The 23687-nt window shown below is 28.2% G+C and carries 21 protein-coding genes; 11 read left to right on the forward strand and 10 right to left on the reverse strand.

The window, feature by feature from the left end; all coding sequences use genetic code 11:
- Nucleotides 1-63 precede the first annotated feature (63 nt).
- Nucleotides 64-2496, reverse strand: coding sequence for a DNA topoisomerase (ATP-hydrolyzing) subunit A (gene gyrA / locus BSV1_RS03360; RefSeq protein WP_008882797.1), 2433 nt, complete (start codon nucleotides 2494-2496; stop codon nucleotides 64-66).
- An 11-nt stretch (nucleotides 2497-2507) separates the two neighbouring features.
- The gene (gene gyrB, locus BSV1_RS03365; RefSeq protein ID WP_008882704.1) at nucleotides 2508-4412 is read right to left on the reverse strand and encodes a DNA topoisomerase (ATP-hydrolyzing) subunit B; all 1905 of its coding nucleotides are present in this window, start codon (nucleotides 4410-4412) and stop codon (nucleotides 2508-2510) included.
- Nucleotides 4413-4599: 187 nt separating this feature from the next.
- Between gyrB and dnaA the strand changes: the two genes are divergently transcribed.
- The 9 genes from dnaA to fbaA all read left to right on the forward strand — a co-directional run bounded on the left by dnaA (nucleotide 4600) and on the right by fbaA (nucleotide 13147).
- On the forward strand, nucleotides 4600-6057 hold the full coding sequence (gene dnaA / locus BSV1_RS03370; protein ID WP_008882538.1) for a chromosomal replication initiator protein DnaA: 1458 nt from the start codon (nucleotides 4600-4602) through the stop codon (nucleotides 6055-6057).
- A 242-nt stretch (nucleotides 6058-6299) separates the two neighbouring features.
- A complete protein-coding gene (dnaN, locus tag BSV1_RS03375) occupies nucleotides 6300-7457 on the forward strand; it encodes a DNA polymerase III subunit beta (RefSeq protein WP_008882615.1) in 1158 nt (385 codons plus the stop codon).
- A 90-nt stretch (nucleotides 7458-7547) separates the two neighbouring features.
- A complete protein-coding gene (locus tag BSV1_RS03380; protein ID WP_008882585.1) occupies nucleotides 7548-7847 on the forward strand; it encodes a hypothetical protein in 300 nt (99 codons plus the stop codon).
- A gap of 91 nt (nucleotides 7848-7938) precedes the next feature.
- Entirely contained in the window at nucleotides 7939-8094 is a 156-nt protein-coding gene (rpmH, locus tag BSV1_RS03385; protein ID WP_002557032.1) for a 50S ribosomal protein L34, read from the forward strand.
- Nucleotides 8075-8434, forward strand: coding sequence for a ribonuclease P protein component (gene rnpA / locus BSV1_RS03390; RefSeq protein WP_008882384.1), 360 nt, complete (start codon nucleotides 8075-8077; stop codon nucleotides 8432-8434). The genes rpmH and rnpA overlap by 20 nt, the downstream gene beginning before the upstream one ends.
- On the forward strand, nucleotides 8421-10055 hold the full coding sequence (gene yidC / locus BSV1_RS03395; RefSeq protein ID WP_008882749.1) for a membrane protein insertase YidC: 1635 nt from the start codon (nucleotides 8421-8423) through the stop codon (nucleotides 10053-10055). Before rnpA ends, yidC begins: the two co-directional genes overlap by 14 nt.
- 15 nt (nucleotides 10056-10070) lie before the next feature.
- Complete coding sequence (gene jag / locus BSV1_RS03400; protein WP_008882831.1) at nucleotides 10071-10799, forward strand: RNA-binding cell elongation regulator Jag/EloR; 729 nt, start codon at nucleotides 10071-10073, stop codon at nucleotides 10797-10799.
- 45 nt (nucleotides 10800-10844) lie between these two features.
- A complete protein-coding gene (locus tag BSV1_RS03405; RefSeq protein ID WP_008882639.1) occupies nucleotides 10845-11912 on the forward strand; it encodes an NAD-dependent epimerase in 1068 nt (355 codons plus the stop codon).
- 155 nt (nucleotides 11913-12067) lie between these two features.
- On the forward strand, nucleotides 12068-13147 hold the full coding sequence (fbaA, locus tag BSV1_RS03410) for a class II fructose-bisphosphate aldolase (protein ID WP_008882527.1): 1080 nt from the start codon (nucleotides 12068-12070) through the stop codon (nucleotides 13145-13147).
- A gap of 454 nt (nucleotides 13148-13601) precedes the next feature.
- On the opposite strand, the gene aspS is transcribed toward fbaA, so the two are convergent.
- The 7 genes from aspS to BSV1_RS03445 are packed head-to-tail and all read right to left on the reverse strand — an operon-like array spanning nucleotide 13602 to nucleotide 20442.
- Nucleotides 13602-15362, reverse strand: a complete 1761-nt coding sequence (gene aspS / locus BSV1_RS03415) for an aspartate--tRNA ligase (RefSeq protein WP_008882473.1) — start codon at nucleotides 15360-15362, stop codon at nucleotides 13602-13604.
- A gap of 3 nt (nucleotides 15363-15365) precedes the next feature.
- Entirely contained in the window at nucleotides 15366-17471 is a 2106-nt protein-coding gene (locus tag BSV1_RS03420; RefSeq protein WP_039949554.1) for a cation:proton antiporter domain-containing protein, read from the reverse strand.
- A gap of 2 nt (nucleotides 17472-17473) precedes the next feature.
- Nucleotides 17474-17749, reverse strand: a complete 276-nt coding sequence (locus BSV1_RS03425; protein ID WP_008882816.1) for an HPr family phosphocarrier protein — start codon at nucleotides 17747-17749, stop codon at nucleotides 17474-17476.
- Nucleotides 17750-17761: 12 nt separating this feature from the next.
- Nucleotides 17762-18055: an HPF/RaiA family ribosome-associated protein gene (locus BSV1_RS03430; RefSeq protein WP_008882744.1), complete on the reverse strand. Its 294-nt coding sequence runs from the start codon at nucleotides 18053-18055 to the stop codon at nucleotides 17762-17764.
- The gene (gene rpoN, locus BSV1_RS03435; protein WP_008882764.1) at nucleotides 18045-19304 is read right to left on the reverse strand and encodes an RNA polymerase factor sigma-54; all 1260 of its coding nucleotides are present in this window, start codon (nucleotides 19302-19304) and stop codon (nucleotides 18045-18047) included. The genes BSV1_RS03430 and rpoN overlap by 11 nt, the downstream gene beginning before the upstream one ends.
- 2 nt (nucleotides 19305-19306) lie before the next feature.
- Complete coding sequence (locus tag BSV1_RS03440) at nucleotides 19307-19840, reverse strand: chromate transporter (RefSeq protein WP_008882706.1); 534 nt, start codon at nucleotides 19838-19840, stop codon at nucleotides 19307-19309.
- A 14-nt stretch (nucleotides 19841-19854) separates the two neighbouring features.
- Entirely contained in the window at nucleotides 19855-20442 is a 588-nt protein-coding gene (locus BSV1_RS03445) for a chromate transporter (protein ID WP_039949605.1), read from the reverse strand.
- A gap of 207 nt (nucleotides 20443-20649) precedes the next feature.
- Between BSV1_RS03445 and BSV1_RS03450 the strand changes: the two genes are divergently transcribed.
- Nucleotides 20650-21492, forward strand: a complete 843-nt coding sequence (locus BSV1_RS03450; RefSeq protein ID WP_008882423.1) for a mechanosensitive ion channel family protein — start codon at nucleotides 20650-20652, stop codon at nucleotides 21490-21492.
- Here BSV1_RS03450 and BSV1_RS03455 read toward each other — a convergent pair.
- Complete coding sequence (locus tag BSV1_RS03455) at nucleotides 21489-22640, reverse strand: lipid galactosyltransferase (protein ID WP_008882567.1); 1152 nt, start codon at nucleotides 22638-22640, stop codon at nucleotides 21489-21491. The two genes, BSV1_RS03450 and BSV1_RS03455, sit on opposite strands and share 4 nt — an antisense overlap.
- Before the next feature lie 56 nt (nucleotides 22641-22696).
- Between BSV1_RS03455 and holA the strand changes: the two genes are divergently transcribed.
- Nucleotides 22697-23686, forward strand: a complete 990-nt coding sequence (gene holA, locus BSV1_RS03460; RefSeq protein WP_039949557.1) for a DNA polymerase III subunit delta — start codon at nucleotides 22697-22699, stop codon at nucleotides 23684-23686.
- Nucleotide 23687: the final 1 nt, after the last annotated feature.

Below are 23687 nucleotides of genomic sequence, written 5' to 3' on the forward strand. Positions count from 1 at the left end.
ATTTAAGAATAAAAAAAAAGAATGTTCCACGTGGAACATTCTTAAATAAGAAAAACCAATTCTTTATTTAATAAATTTTGAAACAGAAACCAAGCTGTCACTATCAAGAAATAATACTTGAATTCCTCTAGCATCTTTGCCCTGTTCAGATACTTTTCCAGCCACTGTTCTTAAAGCTTTTGAACGTTTACTTACAAGCAAGATTTCATCATCCTCTGAAACTGCTATAGCATCAACAACACTACCCGCTTTTTTATCAGATTTTTTATAACTAGTATAACCAGTGGCTCCTCTTTTAAGCTCAGATATTTTAGACATGTTTAACCTTTTTCCATACCCATTTTCAGAAACAATTAAAAGATAAGGATTTTCTCTAACCGCTAAAACTTTAACAAGCAAATCGCCTTCTTTTAATTTCATTCCACAAACACCTTGAGTGCCTCTATTAGTAAGCCTAACATCCCTTGAATTAAATATAAATGCACTACCCTTTTTAGAAAGACAAATTACTTTTTCATCCTTAAAAACAATCTCTGCACTTGTAACAAAATCTTTATCATTCAGTTTAATAACAATAACACCTCGTGACTTTACTGCTTTAAAATCTGTAGATTCGAATCTAGCTATCTTTCCACTTGCAGTTGTAAGTAATAAATAAGCATCATCGGTTAAATCCTTACTATTCTTAATAGTTAATATTTCTTCTTGATCTCCTAAATTAAGAAGCTCACTAATATTTTGGCCTTTTGAAGCTCTTGAAGAATCTTTTATTTCATAGGCATTGATTAAATAAAGCTTTCCTTCATTTGAAATCATAAATAAATAATCATGAGTATTGACACACAAAGCAATAACAATCTCATCTCCATCATTTAGATCAAACGAGCTAAGACCTTTTCCTCCCGTACCTTGCAATTTATACTCATTTTGTGAAAGTCTTTTAAGGAAACCTTTCTTTGTAAGCATAACAACAATATTTTCTTTTTGCATTAAATCCGACATACTAGTTTTTAAAACCTCCTCATCATAAATTATTTTAGTTCGACGTTCATCGCCAAATTTCAAACCCAAATTAATAGTTTCTTCTCTTATAATATTAATAATCCTTACTGGATTCAAGAGAATATCTTCATAATCTTTTATTAAGCTTAAAAGTACCTTAAGCTCATCTTCAAGCTTAAAAATCTCAAGGGCTGTAAGTTTTTGTAACTTCATATCAAGAACTGAATTGGCCTGAATCTCTGAAAGACCAAAATTTAAAACAAGTCTCTCCTTTGCATCTTTTGCTAATTTAGACGATTTAATAATCTTAATAACCTCATCTATATTATTTAAAGCAATATTTAAACCCTCAAGAACATGTGCTTTCTCTTTTGCCTTTCTCAAGTCAAATTCAATACGTCTTTCGATAATATTTTTTCTATGCTCAATAAATTCAAATAATAATTCTTCCAAATTCAACTGTTTGGGAATACCATTAACAAGAGCTAGATTATTTATACTAAAATGCTTTTTAAATTCAGTATATTCATAAAGCAAATTCATAATAACATGAGGATCAAATCCTCTTTTAACTTCAAGAACTATTCTAATGCCTTCTCGATCAGATTCATCTCTTATGTCCAAAAGTCCTTCTAGCTTTTCTTCTTTTGCCAAAAGCGCAACTTTCATAAGAAGTGCAGATTTATTTACCGTATAAGGTATTTCTGTAACAATTATAGCATTTTTATCTTCTGCTCTTTCTTCAATATGATATCTTGCTCTAATAACAACACTTCCCTTGCCAGTTTTGTACGCTTTAATTAAATTATCATTATAAACAATCTCTCCAAAAGTTGGGAAATCAGGCCCTTTAACTATTTTAAGCAAATCAAATACAGAAGCATTCTCATTATCTAGCATGTAAACAATGGCATCACAAATTTCTCTTAAATTATGAGGCGCCATATTAGTAGCCATTCCAACAGCAATTCCACTAGAGCCATTTACCAAAAGAAATGGAAATGATGACGGCATAATCTCAGGTTCACTTAAAGAATCGTCATAATTAGACTTAAAATTAACAGTCTCTTTATCTATATCCCTAACAATATATTCAGTTATTTTTTCCATTTTAGCTTCAGTATATCGCATAGCAGCAGGGGGATCTCCGTCAATAGATCCAAAATTTCCCTGTCCCCGTATTACGGGGTATCTAAGCGAAAAATTCTGAGCAAGTCTTACAAGAGCATCATAAATTGATTGATCTCCATGGGGATGATATTTTCCAAGAACATCTCCCACTATTCTACCAGCTTTTTTAAAAGCCTTATCAGAACGAAGTCCCATCTCATACATAGAATAAAGTATTCTCCTATGAACTGGCTTAAGACCATCTCTTACATCTGGAAGAGCTCTGGAAACAATAACTGACATTGCATAATTTAAATAAGACGTTTTTATTTCATCTTCTATCTTAACATTTAATATTTGTTCTTTATTTTCTCCAACTGCCATTAACGCTCCAATTACACATCAAGATTAATTACATTAAGTGCATTCTGCTCAATAAATTCTTTTCTAGGCTCAACTAAATCTCCCATAAGAGTAACAAAAATTTTTTCAGCTTCAATAGCATCATCTATATTCATCAATCTCATTTTTCTTCTAGCAGGATCCATAGTCGTTTCCCAAAGCTGCGTTGGATTCATCTCCCCAAGCCCTTTATATCTTTGAAGAGAAATACCATTGCGATTTTTAGTTTCAATAGAATCTAAAAATTTTTCTTTTTCTTTCTCTTCATAAAAATAATAAATACGATTGTCATACTTTATTTTATAAAGAGGAGGCATGGCTATGTATATATATCCATTTTCAATTAAATCTCTCATATATCTAAAGAAAAAAGCTAAAAGTAAAGTTCTAATATGAGATCCATCAACATCAGCATCTGCCATAATAATGATCTTGTGATAACGAAGTTTTGTAATATCAAAGGTTTTACCAACTCCTGCGCCAAGAGATGCAATTATGGGAATAAGCTTATCATTGGTAATCACCTTATCTTCTCTTGTTTTCTCAACATTAAGCATTTTCCCCCACAGTGGCAAAATGGCCTGAAAAAATCTATTTCTACCCATTTTAGCACTTCCTCCGGCAGAATCACCTTCTACAATATAGATTTCTCTTTCCAAAGGATTTTTAGAAGCACAATCAGCCAATTTTCCAGGCAATGCCAAGCTTTCAAATGCATTTTTTTTTCTTTCTGATTCTCTTGCTTTTCTTGCAGCTTCACGAGCACGAGCAGCTTTTATTGCTTTTCCAAGAATAGTATCTATTTCTAAAGGATTTAAATTAATAATTTCCAATAAATGTTCATATACAACAACTTCAACTATTTTTCTTATCTCAGAATTACCAAGCTTACTCTTTGTTTGACCTTCAAATTGAGGTTCTGGAACTTTGACAGAAATAACAGCTGTAAGTCCCTCTTTAAAATCATCTCCTGTAAGATTTGGAATATCTTTTTTGCTTATTTTTGAATTTTTAAAAGCTTCATTCATGGCCTTAGTAAGTCCACTTCTAAATCCCATAACATGGGTTCCCCCTTCTCTTGTATTAATGTTATTAACAAAAGAAAGAATGTTGTCAGAATAGCTTTCAGTCCATTTAAGACCCACATTAACAATAACATCATTAATAAAACCATCAATATAATAGGGTTGTGATTGAAAGGCTTTACTGTCATTAGTTAAATAATCTACAAAAGATTTTATCCCACCTTCAAAATAAAATTTTGAAGATTTTTCTTTACCAATTCTTCTATCTTCAATTGAAATGTATATTTTATCGTTTAAAAAAGCAAGCTCTTTAAGCCTTTTTTCAAGAACATCAAAATTATAATCTAAAGTTTCAAAAATTTCAGAATCCGCTAAAAAAGTAACTCTGGTCCCCGTAATAGAAGATTCCCCCACAATTTCTACTTTAGAAGTTGGAATACCTTTTGAAAAAGTTTGCCTAAAAATTTTTCCATCCCTATTAACATAAACCTCTAAAAAAGAAGACAGAGCATTTACAACCGAAATTCCAACGCCATGAAGTCCTCCAGAAACTTTATAAGTGCCTTTATTAAATTTACCACCAGAATGTAATTTTGTTAAAACAAGTTCAAGGGCGCTAATACCCTCCTCTTCATGAATATCGGTAGGAATACCTCTCCCATTATCAATTACAGTTATAGTATTATCTAAATTGATAATAACATCTATTCTATCACAAAACCCAGCTAAAGCCTCATCAATGCTATTGTCAACCACCTCATAAACCAAATGGTGCAACCCATTAACAGAAACTGAGCCTATATACATGCCAGGCCTTTTCCTAACAGCCTCAAGTCCTTTTAAGACCTGAATGTTACTAGCAACATAATTCATAAACCTTCCATTCATTTAATCAAAATCTAGACACAGATAAATTCTACATTAAAAAAAAAATAATATCTATTACATAGAAAGTACCAAAAACTTTTAAAAATTCACAAACAATTTAGATAGAATCCTAATTTAACATTATACTATATAATGTTAAAAGTATAGTGCTAAAACCAACAAGGACAAAAAAATGGAAAAATCAAAAAATATATGGAGCTTGATTTTAACAGAAATAAAAAAAGAACTATCAGAAGAAGAATTTTATGTTTGGTTTGAAAATTTGTGCTTTTTAGAATCAATAGGTGACAATATTAAAATATCTACTCCAAATTTATTTCATAAAAATCAAATAGAAAAAAGATTTACAAAAAAAATTAAAGAAATCCTTATAAAAAATGGCTACAATAATGTAGTCATTTTATTTACAAATCAACCGTCCAAAACTCATTTTAACAAACAAGAAAGCAAAAACCCGGCTTTTAACGAAACTTTTCCAAGTTTCGACAAGCTCAAAGAAAAAACACTCTCCAAAGAACCAATTCAAAATATTCAAGACCGTATAAAAATGTATATCAAAAAAGAAGAAGAGCCCACAAATTTTAAAAACCCCTTTCTTAAAAAAAGATATACATTTGAAAATTTTATCATTGGGCCAAATAATAAACTTGCATACAATGCCAGCTTGTCAATCTCAAAAAATCCTGGAAAAAAATATAACCCGTGTTTAATTTATGGTGGAGTTGGACTTGGAAAAACACATTTGCTTCAAAGCATAGGAAACAAAACAGAAGAATTACATCATAACCTTAAGATATTATATGTTACTGCTGAAAATTTTTTAAATGAATTTGTAGAAAGCATAAAGACACATGAAACAAAAAAATTTAAAAAAAAATACAGATACTTAGACATGCTACTTATAGACGATATCCACGACTTACAAAAAAAAGAAGGCATACAAGAAGAGCTTTTTCACACATTTAACGCCCTTTATGAAGACAATAAACAACTAGTATTCACATGTGACCGATCTCCTTCTGAACTTACAAATTTTACAGATCGATTAAAAAGCAGATTCACAAGGGGATTAAATGTTGATATATCAAAGCCCAATTTTGAACTCAGAGCAGCTATTGTCGAAAAAAAAGCAGAAGAAGATGGCATAAATGTCCCTAAAAATATACTAAATCTGGTTGCTCAAAAAGTTACAACCAACATAAGAGACCTTGAAGCTGCTGTAACAAAACTAAAAGCATATATAGATTTAGACAATATAGAAATTGATATTGATATTGTTGAAAAAATAATCAAAGAAATAATAATTTACGAGAAAGAAACAACCAATGAACCAAACAATAAAATTAATATCGAAAATATAAAAAAAATACTCTTAAGAGAGCTAAAAATCACACACAAAGATATTGAGGGACATAGTAAAAAACCAGATATAACAAAAGCTAGACATATTTATGCATACCTTTTAAGGAATTTTACAGAGCTATCAACAGTTGAAATTGGAAAAATTATTGGGGGGAAAACCCATTCAACAGTGCTTTATTCGATAAATAAAATAGATAGAGACAGAAATAATGACAAAGAAATTAACAATTTAATAACAGAACTTATGAACAAAATAAAAAAAAACTAAACTTAATTGAAAAATCAAAAATTCTTTTAAACAATTGAAACAAATAATTTATCAAAAAAAATAACAAAAAACAACCCATAATTCAACAAGATATTTCATTACATTACATTACATTACATACAATTAAACAATCAAACAGTAGCTTATTACTATTACTACTATATATATCTATAAAAAATAAAAATACAAAATCTATAAAATCTTACAAAGATAAAATGTAATAAAATATATAAGGAGGCATCATGCTAAATAACACATTTTTTATTTGCGAAACAAATCAAGTTATAAATGAGATAGAAAAAGCAAAGGGAATAATATTGAACAGAAATATGAATGACATTTGGAGTGCATTATTAATAGAGGTAAAAAAATCTAATCTCATAATCAAATCAACAGACAGGAATATATTTTTTGAAAGCACAATTTCAATTGTTTCAGAAACAGATTTTAAGGTATTAATTAATGCTTCAAATTTTTATGATGCAGTAAAAGCATTCGGTTTTTATAAGAAAATAAAAATAGTTCTTAATAAAAATAATAGTAAATTAGAAATTATGGGAGAGTTAAAAGACGAGAAAGAGGAATATGAAGATCATTTAAAAGAGCCCACTTTTTCATACGAAGAAATAGAAAATTACAATTATGATATGGTTGATGAAGATTACACTTTTGAAATTGAAATAAAACAAAAATCTTTTAAAAAAGTAATAAATAGAATAGCTTTTTCAGCACATCTTGACGAATCTAAGAATGTATTAAATGGTGTGTATTTTTCAAAAGATGAAGATTCTAAATTGCTGCTTGTTTCTACTAATGGTCACAGAATGTCTATTTGTAAAACAGAAGTCATGGTTGAAGAAGATGTGAATTTTATAGTTCCTGTAAAAATATTTAATTTCTTAAAACATCTTATGTCGGGAGAAGGTATGGTTAAAATAAAGTTTTCGGATAAAAAATTTTATGTTGAATTTGATAATTATAAAATAGCTTGCAGCTTAATTAATGGCAATTATCCGGATTACAAGAGCATTATACCCAAAGAACAGAAAAATAAGTCTTTAGTTTCGCTAGGCATTCTAAAAGATAGACTTGCAAGAGTCAATTTATATGTTGATAAATCAAGAAAGTTAGTTTTAACTTTTTCTGAGTTGCAATTAAAACTTCTCGGAGAAGATTTGATTACTGGAAGAAAAGGTGAATTTTTTATTAAAGATCCGAATTATCTGTATGATGGAGCAGATGAGGTTATGGCTATTAATATTTCATATTTCGTTGAAGCTATTAATGTTTTTGAAACTTCAAAGATAGAAATACAATTTAATTCGGGCAATGTATTGAAATTGAGCGAACCTGAAAATTTTAATTTTACGCACTTGATAATGCCGATGTCTTTAGGTTAAAGTGAGTTATCAATGCTATTTTGAATATTAAAATAAGCTTTTCTAGGTTTATTTAATATTGTTTTTTGTATTGTGGTATAAAAAATTGCTATGAATGATTCTGCTTTTAAAAAAATAGGTAATGTTCTTAAGGATTATTTAGATTCCAATTTGCTTGTTAATAAAAAAATAAGTTCGAAATTATTGATCGCTGATAAATGGAATCAGATCTTTGAGGCTTTATCAGATGATGTAAAATTTTTAGATTTTAAAAATGAGCAGATCCTTTTTATTGAAGTAAGTAATTCAAGTATTTTGTATAGTATAGCAATCAATAAGTCGAAGATAATAAATTCAATAAAAGAATTAACAGGTATTAAAATAATAGATATAAAGGTTTTGGTAAGGTAATTATTATTGACAATTGCATTTATATGCTATACCATGGTAGTGTTCAATTTGTAGCTTGGCAGCATAAAATTGTTTTTAATGGAGGAGCGTTTTGAAAAGGACTTATCAACCCAGTCGTGTTAAAAGAAATAGAAAATTTGGGTTTAGAGCTAGAATGAAAACTAAAGGTGGAAGACTTATTCTTTCAAGGCGAAGGGCAAAAGGAAGAATGAAATTAACTGTTTCTGATGAGAAAAAGAAATATTAGTTTAAAATCAAAAATAGAAATTCAAAAAATTTTCAAAGAAGGCAAGCTGATTAGATTTAGCAATCTTAATCTTAAAATGTTCTATAAATCAAATCATTTGGCTTATTCTAGAATTCTTGTTACCTTTTCTAAAGGCTTTAGGGGATCTGTTAAAAGGAATCGTATTAGAAGACTTTTTAAAGAAGCTTTTAGAAAAAGATTAGAATTATTAGAAGGGATTGCTTTAGATATTATTTTTGTAGTTTCTTATAGCAAGTTAACTTTGACTTATTTTAGCATTGAATCTCTTATGAAAGGTTTGGTTTTAAGGCGTGAAAGGGGCATAGGTGAATCAAAGTAGAAAAATTTTAAGAACAGTTTATTTGTCTTTATTTTTAATAGGTCTTTTCATGCTTATTAATGATATTTTTTCTTCAAACATTTTAAGTTCCAGGTCTTCTGATAAGGAAGTGCAGTTTGATTTAAACAAAAGTTTTGATGATAATGAGATGTTTTCAGTTAAGAGCAATGGCTTTAATTTGATTAATAAATCTCAATATATTGTTGTAGAAACAGGGATATATGTTGCTACTTTTTCTACATTTAAAGGAAATTTGGTTTCATTAAAGCTTAAAAATCATTTAAATTTGGAAAAAAATCCTACAGATTTGATTAATATTGATCGCAAAAATGAAACTTTTTTTGAGGTTAGTTTTGACTATTTTGTAGATGATTTGTTTTTGTATAAAAAGATAGATGATTTTAATCATGAATTTAAAGCTTATTTTAAAAATAATGGTAAAACTTATGAATATGTAAAGAAGTATACATTTTCGAAAAAAGATGAGTACTTGATGAAATTCAAAGTTACTGTAAATGGTCTTGAGGATTATGACTTATTTGATTTTGATTCTTATAAAATTATTTTTAGTTCTGAGATTGAAAGGTTGAGTGATAAAGCAAAGCTACAATATAATAATTATTTGTCTCAAATAATTTATTATGATAATAAGCTTAAATATGGTAAAGATGGTCTAAGAATTAACAATCCCAGATGGATTGGTTCTAGTACTAAGTATTTTGGGGTTTTGGTTTCTAAAGAAAATATGGAGGTTGAATTTAAGAAGGAAAGAGGAATTCTTAAATCGTTTATTGTTAATAATGTTAGAAATAAAAAAAATATTAGCGATGAGTTTTTTATTTATGCTGGACCCAAGGATAATAGATATTTAGACGTTTTTGACAATAGAGGTGACAATACCTTTGGTTTATTTGATATTTTTTTTGGAATGTCAGTGGAAAAGAGTTTTTGGCATTTGATTCAAGTTCCTATGCAAATGGTAATGCAAGTTTTTTATGACGTTATACCTAATTGGGGGCTTTCAATTATTTTTTTGACAATTGTTGTTAGAGTGCTTATCTTTCCTTTGACATTTAAGGGATTTAGAGCTACTGCGGAGCTTTCCAAGCTTCAACCTAGAATGAAAGAGCTTCAAGTAAAGTTTAAGCATGATCCTAAAAAGTTAAATGAAGAGATGGGAAGGCTTTATAAAGAAGAAGGAGTTAATCCTCTTGGGGGGTGTCTTCCTGTAATTTTGCAGCTTCCTATATTTTTTGCTCTTTATTCACTTGTAAATAATTTATTTTTATTAAGAGGAGCTAGTTTTATTCCAGGATGGATTGATGATTTATCTATCGGTGACAGTGTATATCATTTTGGATATAAGCTTTATTTTGTTTCTTGGACCGATATTAGAATTTTGCCTTTTATTATGATGTTTACTCAATTGGGATCTACAATTGTTAGTTCTAATATGGATTTAAAAAATCTTGGGGCGCAGCAGAAGTTTTTATATTTTGGAATGCCTATTATGTTTTTTTTCATACTTTACAATATGCCATCAGGGCTTTTGATATATTGGATTACAACAAATATTTTTACTATTTTGCAGCAATACTATATAAAGATGCATTTGTCTTAAAGGGGGAATAATAATATGAGCTATGAATTTTACGGAAAAACCGAACAAGAAGCAATAAAGAAAGCAATGAGAGATCTAGAATTAAAAGAAGGCGAGTTTGATGTAGAAATTTTAGATAAAGAAAGGGTTGGATTTTTATTTAAGAAAGAAATGATTAAAATAAGGGTTTCTCCTCATGTAAAGGAGGTTAAAAAAGACGGTTTTGAAATTAAAATTGGTAATGAAATTTGTGATAAAATTTTAGAATTTGTAAAAGAAATGCTAATTAAAATGGGATATTCTGTGCATTTGACAATAGAGCCCAAAGAAGGGGGATATGTTAAGATTTCTATTGAAACAGATAGTCCAAATATTTTGATTGGACGAGAGGGTAAAAATTTAGACTCTTTGCAGCTTTTAACAAATGTTTATGCCTCTAAGCTTATTGGTGAAAATGGGGCTTTTAATAGGGTTATATTGGATATTGGAGATTATAGAGAACGGTTTAAATCTAGGTTTATTAATTTAGCAATAAATTCTTTTCATAAAGTCAAAAGAACCAGGCGCTCTATTTTGTTGCCGTCAATGAATCCTTTTGAAAGAAGGATTGTTCATACAACTTTAAATCGTTATAGTGACATAAAAACTGAAAGTGAGGGAGATGGAAATATAAAAAGAATAAGAGTCTCTTATGTTAGAAATAATAGGTATGGTATCAACAATTCCCGTGGTTATCAGAAAAGAGATATTGGTTTTAAAAAATAGATTAATGGGCTTGCTTTGTATTGAATTTTAAAGAGGAATAATAGTATGAAGATTTTTTTAACCGGAATTGCAGGGTTTATTGGATTTCATGTAGCTAAAAAGCTTGTAGAAAAAGGTCATGAAGTTTTGGGAATAGACGTATTAAATAATTATTATGAACTCAAATTTAAGCATGAAAGATTAGAAGCTTTAGGGCTTTGTTCTAAGGATGTTAAAACGCATAAGATTATTAAGAGTGAAAAATATAATAATTTATCTTTTGCTTATCTTGATATCCTAAATAAGGATAAACTGCTAGAACTTTTTAAAGATCATAAGTTTACACATGTTTGCCATTTGGCTGCTCAAGCGGGCATTAGAGATAGTCTTGAAAATCCTGATAGCTATGTTTCAATAAATATTGTTGGGTTTTTTAATGTTTTAGATGTATGTAGAGTTTATAAAGAAAACATCGAGCATTTTGTTTATGCTTCAACTTCATCGGTTTATGGCATAAATGAAAATATGCCGTCTAGTGAAGATTCTATTACGGATCACCCTTTAAATTTATATGCAGCTAGCAAAAAATCTAATGAGATGATGGCGCATGCTTATAGTGCATCTTTTAATATTCCCACAACAGGGCTTAGATTTTTCACAGTTTATGGGACTTATGGAAGACCCGATATGGCTTTATATTTATTTTCAGATGGAATTAAAAATGGCAAGGCTATTAATATTTTTAATAATGGGAATATGGCTAGAGATTTTACATATGTGAGTGACATTGCAGACGGTGTTTACAAGGTTTTGAAAAATCCGGCTAAGAGTGATTGTAATTTTGACGTTAAAAATCCAAATTCGTCAACTTCTTCTTTTCCTTACAGAATATATAATATAGGAACCGGACACGCAACTAAGCTGCTAGATTTTATTAGTGAGCTTGAAGCAAATTTTGATAAAAAGGCCTTAAAAAATTATATGCCTATGCAAAAAGCAGATGTTGTGGAAAGTTGTTGTGATATTTTAAAGCTTAAAAATGATGTTGGGTATGAGGCTAAAGTTTCTATTCAAGAAGGAATAAAAGAATTTTCACAGTGGTATAAAATGTTAGAGTCTACCAAGAAGGCTTGATTTTAAACTTTTTTATGCAAAATAATAAATTTTATGTTTGGGTTTGATTTAATAATTATTTATTTTTTGATTTAAATTCAATTCAACTTCTTAGGTGTATAATTTATTATAGGCATTTGATAAAAGAAAAAATAAAATGGAAAGGAGTGATATAAATGGGTGTTTTAGATAAGATTAAACCAGGTGTAGTTTATGGGAAGGAACTGCATTTTTTATATGAAATATGTAAAAAGGAAGGATTTGCTATTCCTTCTATTAATTGTATAGGAACAAATTCTATTAATGCAGTTTTGGAGGCAGCAAAAGAAATTAATTCTCCTATTATGATACAATTTTCTAATAGTGGCTCTGCTTTTATTTCTGGAAAAGGATTAAAGATGGAAAAACCACAAGGAGTTTCAATAGTTGGAGCTATTTCTGGTGCTATGCATGTTCATTTAATGGCAGAGCATTATGGTGTTCCTGTTGTTCTTCATACTGATCACTGTGCTAAAAATTTGCTCCCTTGGGTTGAAGGCCTTTTAGAATATGGAGAGAAATACTATAGTCAGCACAAAAAACCATTATTTTCTTCACATATGTTAGATTTATCAGAAGAACCTATTAAAGAAAATATTGAAATTTCTAAAAAATTCTTAGAAAGAATGGCAAAAATTGAAATGTTTTTGGAAATAGAGCTTGGAATTACGGGTGGGGAAGAGGATGGAGTTGACAATTCAGATAGAGCTTTGCATGAACTATTTTCTACTCCTGAGGATATTTATTATGGATATTCAGAACTTTTAAAAGTTAGCCCAAATTTTCAGATTGCAGCAGCTTTTGGAAATGTTCATGGAGTATATAAACCGGGGAATGTTAAGCTTACTCCAAAAGTTTTAAAAGATGGTCAAGATTATGTCATATCAAAAACAGGAGTAAATATTGCTAAGCCAGTTTCTTATGTTTTTCATGGGGGGTCTGGATCTACAATTGATGAGATTAATGAGGCACTTTCTTATGGCGTTGTAAAGATGAATATTGATACAGACACACAGTGGGCTGCCTGGGAGGGTGTTTTAAATTATTACAAAAAAAATGAAAGTCGTTTACAAGGTCAATTAGGAGATGGCAAGGATATTGATATTCCAAATAAGAAATTTTATGATCCAAGAGTTTGGTTAAGAGAAGCTGAGGTTTCTATGAAAGACCGTGTGAAGATTGCATGCAAAAACCTTAATAATATTAATAGGAATTAAATAAAAATTCACTAATTTTTATTTGCAAGCTGCTTTTTGAGCGGCTTTTTTATTATTCTAATTATATTTTAGATATTTATAAAATTATTGATTGTTTGATATATATTTTTTACTATTTATTGGGTATCTTTTTTTGTTATTTTTGTTTATTTTTTCAAAACCCGAATAATAGATTAATTTATTTTTAAAATTATTATTAAATTCTGTGTTTATGAGGCTGTTTTGATTGAAGAAGTAATTAATTAATAAGATTTTTTTTAAAATTTTAAAAAAGCATTTTGTTTTAGATTGATTTTATGCGTTTTTATAGTGTTTTTTGTTTTTGAAAAATTAAACCTTGAGATTTGAGACTTAATTTCTTGAAAGAATAGGATTATCTTGAAAAATTCCAAGGAATGTGGATTAGCTGATTTTTATAATTTTAAAGGTACATAGTTAGAGAGTGCATTATGGATTAAGTATCACCATCAACAATATTAATTCCCAGTTCTTTGAGTTGTTCATTTGAGATTTTAGAGGGGGAATTATCAAGAGGGCTTGCTGCAAAAGAATTCTTAGGAAACAGTATTACATCTTTTATTGAAGTTGATTTTGTCATCAACATTATTAGTCTATCAATGCCAATAGCAATGCCACCATGATTAGGAGCTCCATATTCTAATGCTTTTAGAAAAAATCCAAATCTATCTTCTGATTTTTCTTTTTGAAATCCTATTATGTTGAAAATTCTTTGTTGAAGTTCTTTGTTATGTATTCTAATTGAACCTGAGCCAAGTTCTACACCATTTAAAACAAGGTCGTAAATTTCACCTATAGTTTTTTTTGGATTTTTTTCTAAATTAGCAATATATTGCTTTTTGGGAAGCGAGAACATGTGGTGAGCTGGTGAATAGGTTTTTGTATTTTCATCATATTCAAATAGTGGAAAATCATAGACCCATAGAAATTCAAATTTATTTTCATCTATTAGTCCAAGATCATTTGCAATTTTTATTCTAATTTGACCCATTGCTTTACATGCAGTTTCCCAGTTATTATTAGCTGTAAATAAAATTATGTCATTATTTTCTAAAGAATAGGTTTTCATTAATTCCTGTTCTTCTGTTTTTAAAAATTTTGCAATTCCCCCGGAAAATTTATTGTTTTCAATTTTTGTAAAATAAAGCCCTTGTGCCTTGTAAAGCTTTGCAATTTCTTCTAAATTGTTTATTTTTGTTCTTGAAAACTTGTCAGCTTTATCTTTTACTATTAAAATTTTAATTGAACCTTTGTTTTTTAGAGTATCTTTGAATATATTAAATTCTGAATTTTTTAGATTGCGACTTATATCTTGTAATTCAAGTTCAAATCTAGTATCTGGTTTATCGCTTCCATATTTGTTCATTGCCTTTTTGTATGTTATTTTTTTGAATTTTTTAGGTAGGTTAATATTGATGCAATTTTTGAATATTAAAAAAAGCATATTTTCTATTAATTTAAAAATATTTTCTTTTTTGACAAAGCTCATTTCAAGATCGAGCTGGGTGAACTCTGGTTGCCTGTCTCCTCTTGAATCTTCGTCCCTATAGCAGCGGGCTATTTGAAAGTATTTGTCAAATCCTGCTATCATTATGAGTTGTTTGTAAAGTTGTGGAGATTGAGGTAGTGCATAAAAAGATCCTTTGTGAATCCTTGATGGGACTACAAAATCTCTTGCACCTTCTGGTGTTGATTTTACAAAAGTTGGAGTTTCTAGCTCTAAAAATTTTCTTTTTATTAAAAAATTTCTAATAAGATGAGTAGCCTGACATCTTAAAATAATTTTATTTTTCAAGGAATCTTTTCTTAAATCTAAGTATCTGTATTCGAGTTTTGAGTTTTCACTTGCATTATTGTTATCTTCTATCATAAATGGCAATTCATTGCACTTTGAGATAATTTCAATGTTTTTTGCCAATATTTCAAAATGTCCCGTTTTCATATTTGCATTTATCATGTTAGGGGGTCTTTTGATCAACAGTCCTTGAATTTTAATGCAATATTCAAGTTTTATTTTTTCTGCGATCTTTAGAAGCTTTTCTTCATTTACCAGAACTTGAGCTTTTTCATATCTGTCTCTTATGTTTAGAAAGATAAATTTTCCGTGGTGTCTAATTTTTTTTACCCAAGCATTTATTTCAACTTTTTTGTCTATCAATTTTTCATTCAATTCATTACATTTGATAACTTTAAACATAATTCAGCTCACTATTATATTATAAATTTCTTTATCTGTTTTTGCATTTAAAATTTCTTTTTTGTACAGATCAACTTTGCCCACAACAGATGCTAAAATTCTAGGATAGCTAACGTAATCTTTTGCTGGGCACAGTATTAATATAAAAACATGACTTAAGTTCTTGTCAAGAGCATTAAAGTCAATTCCCTCATGGCTTATTCCTATTGCAATATGTATTTTTGATATTAAATTTGTTTTTAAATGGGGAATGGCAAAGCCTTCTTTTAGTGCAGTAGTAATCAACTTTTCTCTTTCCATTAAATCTTGGAATATTCTTTCTTTATCAATTTCAATGTTTATTACGCTTAGAAGTTCTCTTATTACATCAGCCTTATTGCTTGATTTTAATTCTAGAATAATGTTTTCCTTTTTTATTCTTTTATTTAGGTTGATATTACTAAGGATTTTATCGTAATTTATTGAGTAATCTAGTTTTTTTGCTCTTAAAGAAACTGTTTCAACTTCTTTGGTTATTTTTTCTAGGTTTAAGATTGTTTCTCTAAAAAGATCTTGTATTATAATTAAATGATTATTTGGGCATTCAAATGTGATTTTGCTACCTTCTCGTTTTATTGAGAAGGATATATTGTTTTTTCTTGCATTAATATATTGTGAAGAATCATTTTTAATTTGTTGTGTAAAAAATCCTTCTTTTCTTAACTCATTTTTAAAGTCCCATATAAGAATTTTGGCTAAATTATCATATTCAAATGATACGCATATGTGTGTATTTTTATCTATTGGGAGTTCTTTTTTAAGTCCGCTTTTATTTATTTTAAATAAAAAGTTTATTATGGGTGTTGCAATGATTGTTGGCAAAAACACCATTATTATTATGATTCCAAATATTTTTTGGCTAATAAATCCTGAAGATAATGCTACATTTGCCATAATAAGTGAAACTTCTCCTCTTGGAACCATTCCGGTTGCAATTTTTAAGGCTCCAAGTTTATTAAATCCTAAAAAGAGTGCTGGGATAAAGCAAAATATACTTTTAGTAATTATTGCCATTGCGCTAATTGCTAATCCTAAAATAAGAACTTCCTTTGAGAGTATTTCATTAATATCTGACATAAGTCCGATTGATGTAAAAAAGATCGGGATAAAAAATCTTTCAAAGATTGTTAGTTTGTCTTGAATTACGTATACAATGTCTGTTTTTGACATGGCAAGTCCAAATACATAAGCCCCAACAACAAAAGACATTCCTAAATTTTGGAAAATGCTTGCAATAGTAAGGGCTAGAGAGAGCGTTATTACGGTTGCTAAGGTGACACTGTTTAATTTTTTTAACAGTCTTGAGAGTGTTTCTGATATATATATTAAAGAGAAAGTTAAGCATAGCCAAATTACTATGTTTTGAACTATGGCTTTTATTGAGCTTGCTATATCAAGATCTGATATAGATCTTGATATAGTTATTACACTTGTAAGCATAAGCATTGAAAGCACATCATCAATAATTGAAGTTGAGATTATTGTCACTCCTTCTGAGGTGCTCATTTTTTTCTTTGCCGAGAGTATGCTTGCTGCTATTCCCGCTGATGTTGGGGTTCCAATTATTCCAATAAAAAGTGAGGTTGGGCTTATTAGGGGAACGTTAAAAATTATGCTTGCCATTAGTACAAAACTTGTGAAGGTTCCAACAACCTCTGTTATTCCAATAATTCCTCCGCGTGGCAAAAATTTGATAAACAATTTTAGGTCAGTTTCAAGTCCTGCTGTGAAAAGCAATATTATTGAAGCTATGGTAGAGATTGCAAATATTTTTTCATTTATTAAATAATTTTCTCCAATTTGAGTTATTCCCAATGGGAATAATAAAGGTATTTTAATTTTCCCAAAGGCATTCGGACTTAGAATTATTCCTGCTGTTATTTGCCCTATTACTTTTGGAATTCCTATTTTAGCTACTAGATTTCCTATTGAAATAGATGAGATTACAATGATTGCCAGACTCATGACAAAAGCAGACATTTTTACCTCAATGTCGTATCTTGTTGAGTATGAAAATAGAAGATTAGGTAAGTGCAGCAGTATTGTTGTGTAAAAAATTTTTTTGTTCATTTTTAAAGCTCTTTTGAAAAATTATATTTTAGCAAGTTTAATAAATTTTTAATTGCTAGTTTTTCTTTTTTTCCTACGACTGTTATTTTTATTTTTTCTTTGTATATTATTCCCAATATGATAATTTCTATTATGGACTTTGCGTCAGCTTTTCTACCATCTTTTGTTGTTATTTTTATGTCGCAGGAAGAATGTTTATTTGCGAATTCAGCAATGATGTTTGCCGACCTTGAATGTATTCCATCTTTATTTATTATCTCAATTTCTACTTCTTGCATTTTTTGCTTATCTTATTTGTTGTTTTTTTTCTCTTTCTCTTTGGTTGCTGTTTTGTAAAGTCTTGCTATTGCGCTATCAATAAGATTAAGAAGTATTTTCCCATCTTCTCTTATATGTATTATTTTCCCCCAATTAAAGTGAATATGTGCGTCTAATTCAAAAAGCTCATGTTCTTTTTTAATTGTAATTTTTAAATTATCAATATGTTTTTTGATATGAGTATCAAATTTTTCTAGCTTTTTGAGAATAAAATTTTTTTCATTCTCATTTAAGCTGTAATTAACCGTTTGAATTTTAGGTTCCATAATATGTTCTCCCTTTTTCAGATTTCAATTCATTTCTGTACTTGTTTACTGTTCTTCTAGAAATAGAGATTCCTTTGGATTTCAGTATAACAGAAATCGCTTTGTCTGACATCTTTTTATTTGCTTCTAACAACTTTTTTACTGTTATTTTGATGCTTAATTTTGAAAATTCATTTGTTTTTGCTCCACCAACAGAGCTAAAAAGCTCTTTGATTAATATTGTACCCCATTTGCATTTTAAGTATTTATTTTTTATTGCTCTTGATATTGTTGATTTTGATACACTAATTTTTTCTGATAAAATGCTCAAGTTCATTGGCCTTAAGCTTTTAAATCCTCTTCTTAGAAATTCTTTTTGCAATGTATATATAGCTATCCCTATTTTTGCAAGTATTTCGTCTCTGTATCGTAGGGATTCGATTAACCACTTTGCTTTTTTTTGTTTTTGGGGATTTTCACTTGTCCTTTTAAGTTCTTTTTTAAAGATATTAACTTCTTTGATTTTAATTTTAAATTTATTATTGTGATTTATTATTAATATATCTGGATCAACATAAAAATTAGTGTCGTCTGGGTCTTTAAATTCAAGTGTTGGGTTGGGGTTAAGTTTTTGTCTGATAATTTCTAAAGCTTTGTTAAATTCTTTGCTTCTTATTTTAAGCTCTTCTTTTAACTTTTCTTGAGTTTTTTCAAGAAGCTCTGCTTTTTCAAGAATTTTAATAATATTAGTTTCTAATTTATGATGCTTTGCTTGCAAAATTAACGATTCTATTATGTTGGGGACACAAATTCCAATTGGATCAAATTTTTGAATAAGTTCAATTATTTTTTTTACTTTTTCTTTTTCTTCCTTTTTAAAAAGATCGTAAGGGTTTATTATATGAAAACCTTTGCTGTTTAGATTGTTTATTAGTATTTCGCCTATTTTAATTTCATCTTCATTTATTCTTTGAATTCTTAGTTGCAGTAAAAGGTGTTCTTTTAAAGAAGTATTTGTTTGTGTTTTTTCAAGAGCTATGTCGTGTTGATTTTTTATCATATCATCTTCTTTATAAAAAACTTTTTTAAACCTATATGTTTTCAATGTTTCAAAAAATATTTTATTTGAGTCTATTTTTAGGCATTCATTATTTTCGATTTCTTCTAGTATAAGCTTTGTTAATTCTTTTTGATTAAGGCCTAATATTTTTATTGTTTGTATTTGAATTGAGTTTAAATTTTGAGATATTTTTAATTTTTGTTTAATCATATTTATATTAATGTATAAAAAAATCCACTAAGCATAATTACTAATGCTGGACTTATTTTATTATAAAAAAATAAAATAAAAAAATTAATTCCTACAATAGCCAGAGTTCTCAAAAGTTCTGTTTTGTTGTTTTCTATTTTTAAATATGTATTTTCAAGTAGAATGATTATTGTAATTATCCACAGCGCAACAATAATAGGTTTTAGATTTTCTAGGCAATAATTTAAAAAACCGATTTTATGTAGTATTAGGAGGATTATAATCATTATTATTATTGGGGCTGTTATTAATGCTACTGTAGCAATTATTGCTCCTGCAATTCCTGCAGTTTTCATTCCAACGTATGTTGCTATGTTTGTTGCAATAGGCCCAGGGGTTATTCTTGATATTGTAATCATATTGACAAATTCTTCTTTTGTTATCCAATGTTTATTATTAATTATTTCGTTGTTTATTATTGCTGCAATTCCATTACCGCCTCCGAAATTTAATAATCCGATTTTTAAGAATGTAATGAATAAATTTATTAAAATCAACCGATACCCTTTTTCTATTTAGTTAATATTTTTTTTATTGTTATATATTTAAATGTGTATACTAAAAAGAAAATTAACAATATGTATGATATTTTTATTTTTAATTTAAAAATTGCAAAAATTACAAAAAAACATATTGTCCATTTTATTATAGAATCATTTAACATTTTTTTGGAAAATTTTAAAACAACGGTTATCATTATGATAATTGAAGATATTTTTGCACCTTCGAGAAATTTTTTAACATGTATGCTATCTGGTACTAATTTTAGGTAAAGGAAAACCATTATTATTGCAATAATGGAAGGTAAAATTCCTGCAACAACGAGCAAAAGTGCGCATGGGAAACCTCCAAATTTTCTTCCTACTAGGAACACAAAATTAATCGCTGTAACTCCAGGAATAACATTTGATGTTGCTAGTATTTTGTTAAAATCGTCCTCAGATATTATTTTTCTTTTTTTTACAAATATTTTTTTAAGCTCAGATATAATTATTAATCCTCCGCCAATTGTAAGTGTTGTTGTTTTAAAGACAAGTAAAAACAAGTCCAGAATTTCACATATTTTTTTTTGTTTCTTTTTATACATTTGTTTTGTCAAATTTAGTAAAAACCTTTGGATACTAATTTTATCACAAATATTGTTGTAATGTTCATTTTGTTGTTGAGTGGCAGTAATGAAAACATGCTTTATTGTGGCTTTAAAGCACTGAGCCATTGTTTTAATTGGGGTTTTTATTGGAAGGCTTGTTTGTTTTTTGTGCTATAATTCAATTAATTTATGTGAAGCCTGGAAAGAAAGTTTAATTTGTTTAAGGAGTTTTTTATATTTCAAGATTATTTTAATTATATTATTGAGGGCGTGGTAGGTTATGGTCTAAAAGTTTCGATTGCTATAGTGCTATGGTATTTTTTAAAGTTAATAGTTAATAAAATGGGAAAAATTTTATTTAAAACTTTAGAAAAGTCCAGATTAGAGGAGAAGTTAGAGGTTACAGTTTTTAACTTTTTAAAATCTTTTTTTAAAATATTAACAGACTTTGTTATTGTTTTAATAATATTGCCATATCTTGGGGTGCCCACAACATCTATTCTTGCTGTATTTGGATCATTAGGGCTTGCCGTTGGGCTTGCTGCTCAGAATATTTTATCTAATTTTGTTAGTGGATTTATTGTTTTGAATTCTAAGTTTTTTAAGTGTGGAGATCATATTCAATGCGGAGATGTTGAAGGTTTGGTTGCGGATGTCCAGATTTTTTTTACTACACTTGAAACATTTAACAAAGAAATTATTAAAATTCCAAACAGTAAGCTTACATCCAATTTTGTTGTTAATTTTTCGGCATGTCCTAGAAGAAGAGTTGTGTTTTCTTTTCAAGTTCCCTATGATACGAATATTGGTTTATTAAAGGATAAAATAGAGGATTTAATGATTTTTAATAATAAGAAATTTAATGTTGAGCTTTGCGCTCCTACTCTTATTGTTAAAAAATACACTCCTTATTATATGGTTTTGCAAGTTCGATTTTTTGTTAATACAGAGGTTTTTTGGGATTTTCAATATTTTGTTGGGGAGTCTATTCAAAATGTTTTATTGGATATGAAAATTAAGGTTCCAATTTGTTTTGTGCCTTTTGATAAGCTGTATTAATGATTTTTTCTTGCAATAATTTCTGAGTAATAGTTTTCAATTTTTTTTGTGAAAAAATAGCTTGAAAATTTAGTGGAGTGTTTTTTTGCATTTTCTTTAAATTTTTTTAGTATTTCATCATCTTTCATTACTTTGTCTATGTACCGAGATAAGTTTTCATATTTTTTTATTAAGAATCCGTTTACCCCCTCTTTTATTACGTCTTTATATATATAATCATTTATTAAAATAGCAGGTATTCCAGCGGTTAATGCTTCTATTACTGTCATTGGATATACTTCACTTTTTGATAGGCTAGCAAAGATATCAGAAATTTTGTAGTAATAGTATATTTCTTCCCATGGAATTGTTCCTATTAACAATATTTGTTTTTCAAGCCCATGTTTGATGCTAAAATTTTTTATTTCCTTTTCTTCACTTCCTTTGCCAATAAGTATAAGTTTATAATTATTGTTTTGTATTAAAAGATCTTTTAAGTGTGTTACTAATAAATTTATGTTTTTTTCTTTATTTATTCTTCCAACAAATATTATTATTTTGTCTGTTTGCTTTATATTGTGCTTTTTCAAAATTTCATTTTTTTTTTCTTTGCTTAGAGTTTTTATAAAAAGCTTTCTATCAACTCCATTTGGAATTATTTTATAGTTAGAAGAATTATTTGAAAGTCGGAAATATCTCTCTTTTGCTTTACTTGATGGGTAAATAAAATGTTTTATTTTATTATAATGTTTTCGCATCATTTTGTCGGGTTTGATAAAATATTTAAAAATTCCTAAGTAATGCAAATAATAATCCCACATTGTATGGCTTGTATGAACTATTGGTATGTTGTGTTTTAATGCAATTTGTTTTCCAATTTTTCCCATAGAAAATTCGGAGTGAGTATGAATGATGTCTGGTTTATAGCTTTGTATTATTTTGGATATTTTTCTTTTGTTGGGAAAAGCTATTACAGCATCAAGTTTTTTATTTATTTGAATAGATGGGCATCTGTAAACGTTTTTTTCGTTTAAAGATTTTTTGGATTTTGGGCAAAATATGTAAACTTCATAGCCATTTTTTTCAAATCCTTCTTTAATTTGTTTTATTGATGTTGCTACTCCATTTTTTTCTGGGATATACGTATCTGTAAATATTGCGACTTTCATATTCTCCTCCTAGCTTAAGTATAATATATTTGCTACTTGGATTATAATTTACCTTGATGCAAGCGGTTTATTTATTATTGGGTAATGAGCAAGGTTTAAAAGAAGCTTATTTAAAAGAGCTTTTAATCAAAATGGATGCTTTTAAATCCGAAGTTTCAGTTACTAAAGTTTTTTTGTCAGAACTCTCAGCTGTAGGATTTGCTGAGAAATTATTTTCCAATTCTTTTTTTTCAAAAAAAGAAATTTTTATTGTTTATGAGTCTGAACTTTTAAAAGCAGGAAAAGATTTAGAGCTGGTGTGTAATGCAATTTTGAAGTCTAACAATAAAACTGTTATTTTTGTTTCTAATAGCAATACATGTAACATTGATTTTAAGAATAAGCTTAAGTTTATAAAAAAAGTTTTTTATGAGATTCCTGATGATGATAAATTTACATTTGTAAAAAGAAATTTTTTTAATCTTAATATTAAAATTACAGATTCTGCAATAAATTTAATGCTTTTAATGTTAAATTCAGATACTAAAATTTTGAAATTTTATATAGATTCTTTTGCGCTTTTTGCCAAGAATAATACCATTGATGAGGAAGATATAACTTCTTGGATTAGTTTTATTCGCTTTGAAAACACCTTTTCCTTATTTAATTCAATTTTGAGAAAAGATATGACTCAGTCTTTGATCAAGATTAAGTCTATTTTGGACCAGGGAGAAGATTTGCTTAATATTTTAATGAGTCTTATTTGGCAATTTAAAAGATTATTAAAGGTGCAAATAGATTATAATGCATGTGGGAGCTTACAGAGTGCATTGAATAAAAATAAAATCTTTTTTTCATTAAATAAAATTTATAGAGCAGGAATTAAAAATTATTCAATTCCAGAAATTAAAATTGTTTTGAAAATTTTATATAAATTTGATTTATATTTGAGAATTTATTCTAAAAATATTCATCAAAATTTGTCATATTTTTTAATATTCTCAATTTTAAAGCTTAATAATAATTTTTTAATGCATTATTCTACAGAATCAAAGTTTAATTTTTAAT

Origin of the sequence: [Borrelia] finlandensis (genome assembly GCF_000181875.2) — a bacterium.
Lineage (GTDB): Bacteria > Spirochaetota > Spirochaetia > Borreliales > Borreliaceae > Borreliella > Borreliella finlandensis.

What these genes read in the sequence shown, in the direction of transcription:
- gyrA (WP_008882797.1), bottom strand. Translation starts at nt 2,496, where the DNA reads ATGGCAGTTGGAGAAAATAAAGAACAAATATTAAATGTTAAGATAGAA.
- gyrB (WP_008882704.1), bottom strand. Translation starts at nt 4,412, where the DNA reads ATGAATTATGTTGCTAGTAACATTCAGGTCTTAAAAGGACTTGAGGCT.
- dnaA (WP_008882538.1), top strand. Translation starts at nt 4,600, where the DNA reads ATGGAAAAATCAAAAAATATATGGAGCTTGATTTTAACAGAAATAAAA.
- dnaN (WP_008882615.1), top strand. Translation starts at nt 6,300, where the DNA reads ATGCTAAATAACACATTTTTTATTTGCGAAACAAATCAAGTTATAAAT.
- BSV1_RS03380 (WP_008882585.1), top strand. Translation starts at nt 7,548, where the DNA reads ATGAATGATTCTGCTTTTAAAAAAATAGGTAATGTTCTTAAGGATTAT.
- rnpA (WP_008882384.1), top strand. Translation starts at nt 8,075, where the DNA reads ATGAGAAAAAGAAATATTAGTTTAAAATCAAAAATAGAAATTCAAAAA.
- jag (WP_008882831.1), top strand. Translation starts at nt 10,071, where the DNA reads ATGAGCTATGAATTTTACGGAAAAACCGAACAAGAAGCAATAAAGAAA.
- BSV1_RS03405 (WP_008882639.1), top strand. Translation starts at nt 10,845, where the DNA reads ATGAAGATTTTTTTAACCGGAATTGCAGGGTTTATTGGATTTCATGTA.
- fbaA (WP_008882527.1), top strand. Translation starts at nt 12,068, where the DNA reads ATGGGTGTTTTAGATAAGATTAAACCAGGTGTAGTTTATGGGAAGGAA.
- aspS (WP_008882473.1), bottom strand. Translation starts at nt 15,362, where the DNA reads ATGTTTAAAGTTATCAAATGTAATGAATTGAATGAAAAATTGATAGAC.
- BSV1_RS03420 (WP_039949554.1), bottom strand. Translation starts at nt 17,471, where the DNA reads ATGAACAAAAAAATTTTTTACACAACAATACTGCTGCACTTACCTAAT.
- BSV1_RS03425 (WP_008882816.1), bottom strand. Translation starts at nt 17,749, where the DNA reads ATGCAAGAAGTAGAAATTGAGATAATAAATAAAGATGGAATACATTCA.
- BSV1_RS03430 (WP_008882744.1), bottom strand. Translation starts at nt 18,055, where the DNA reads ATGGAACCTAAAATTCAAACGGTTAATTACAGCTTAAATGAGAATGAA.
- rpoN (WP_008882764.1), bottom strand. Translation starts at nt 19,304, where the DNA reads ATGATTAAACAAAAATTAAAAATATCTCAAAATTTAAACTCAATTCAA.
- BSV1_RS03455 (WP_008882567.1), bottom strand. Translation starts at nt 22,640, where the DNA reads ATGAAAGTCGCAATATTTACAGATACGTATATCCCAGAAAAAAATGGA.
- holA (WP_039949557.1), top strand. Translation starts at nt 22,697, where the DNA reads ATGCAAGCGGTTTATTTATTATTGGGTAATGAGCAAGGTTTAAAAGAA.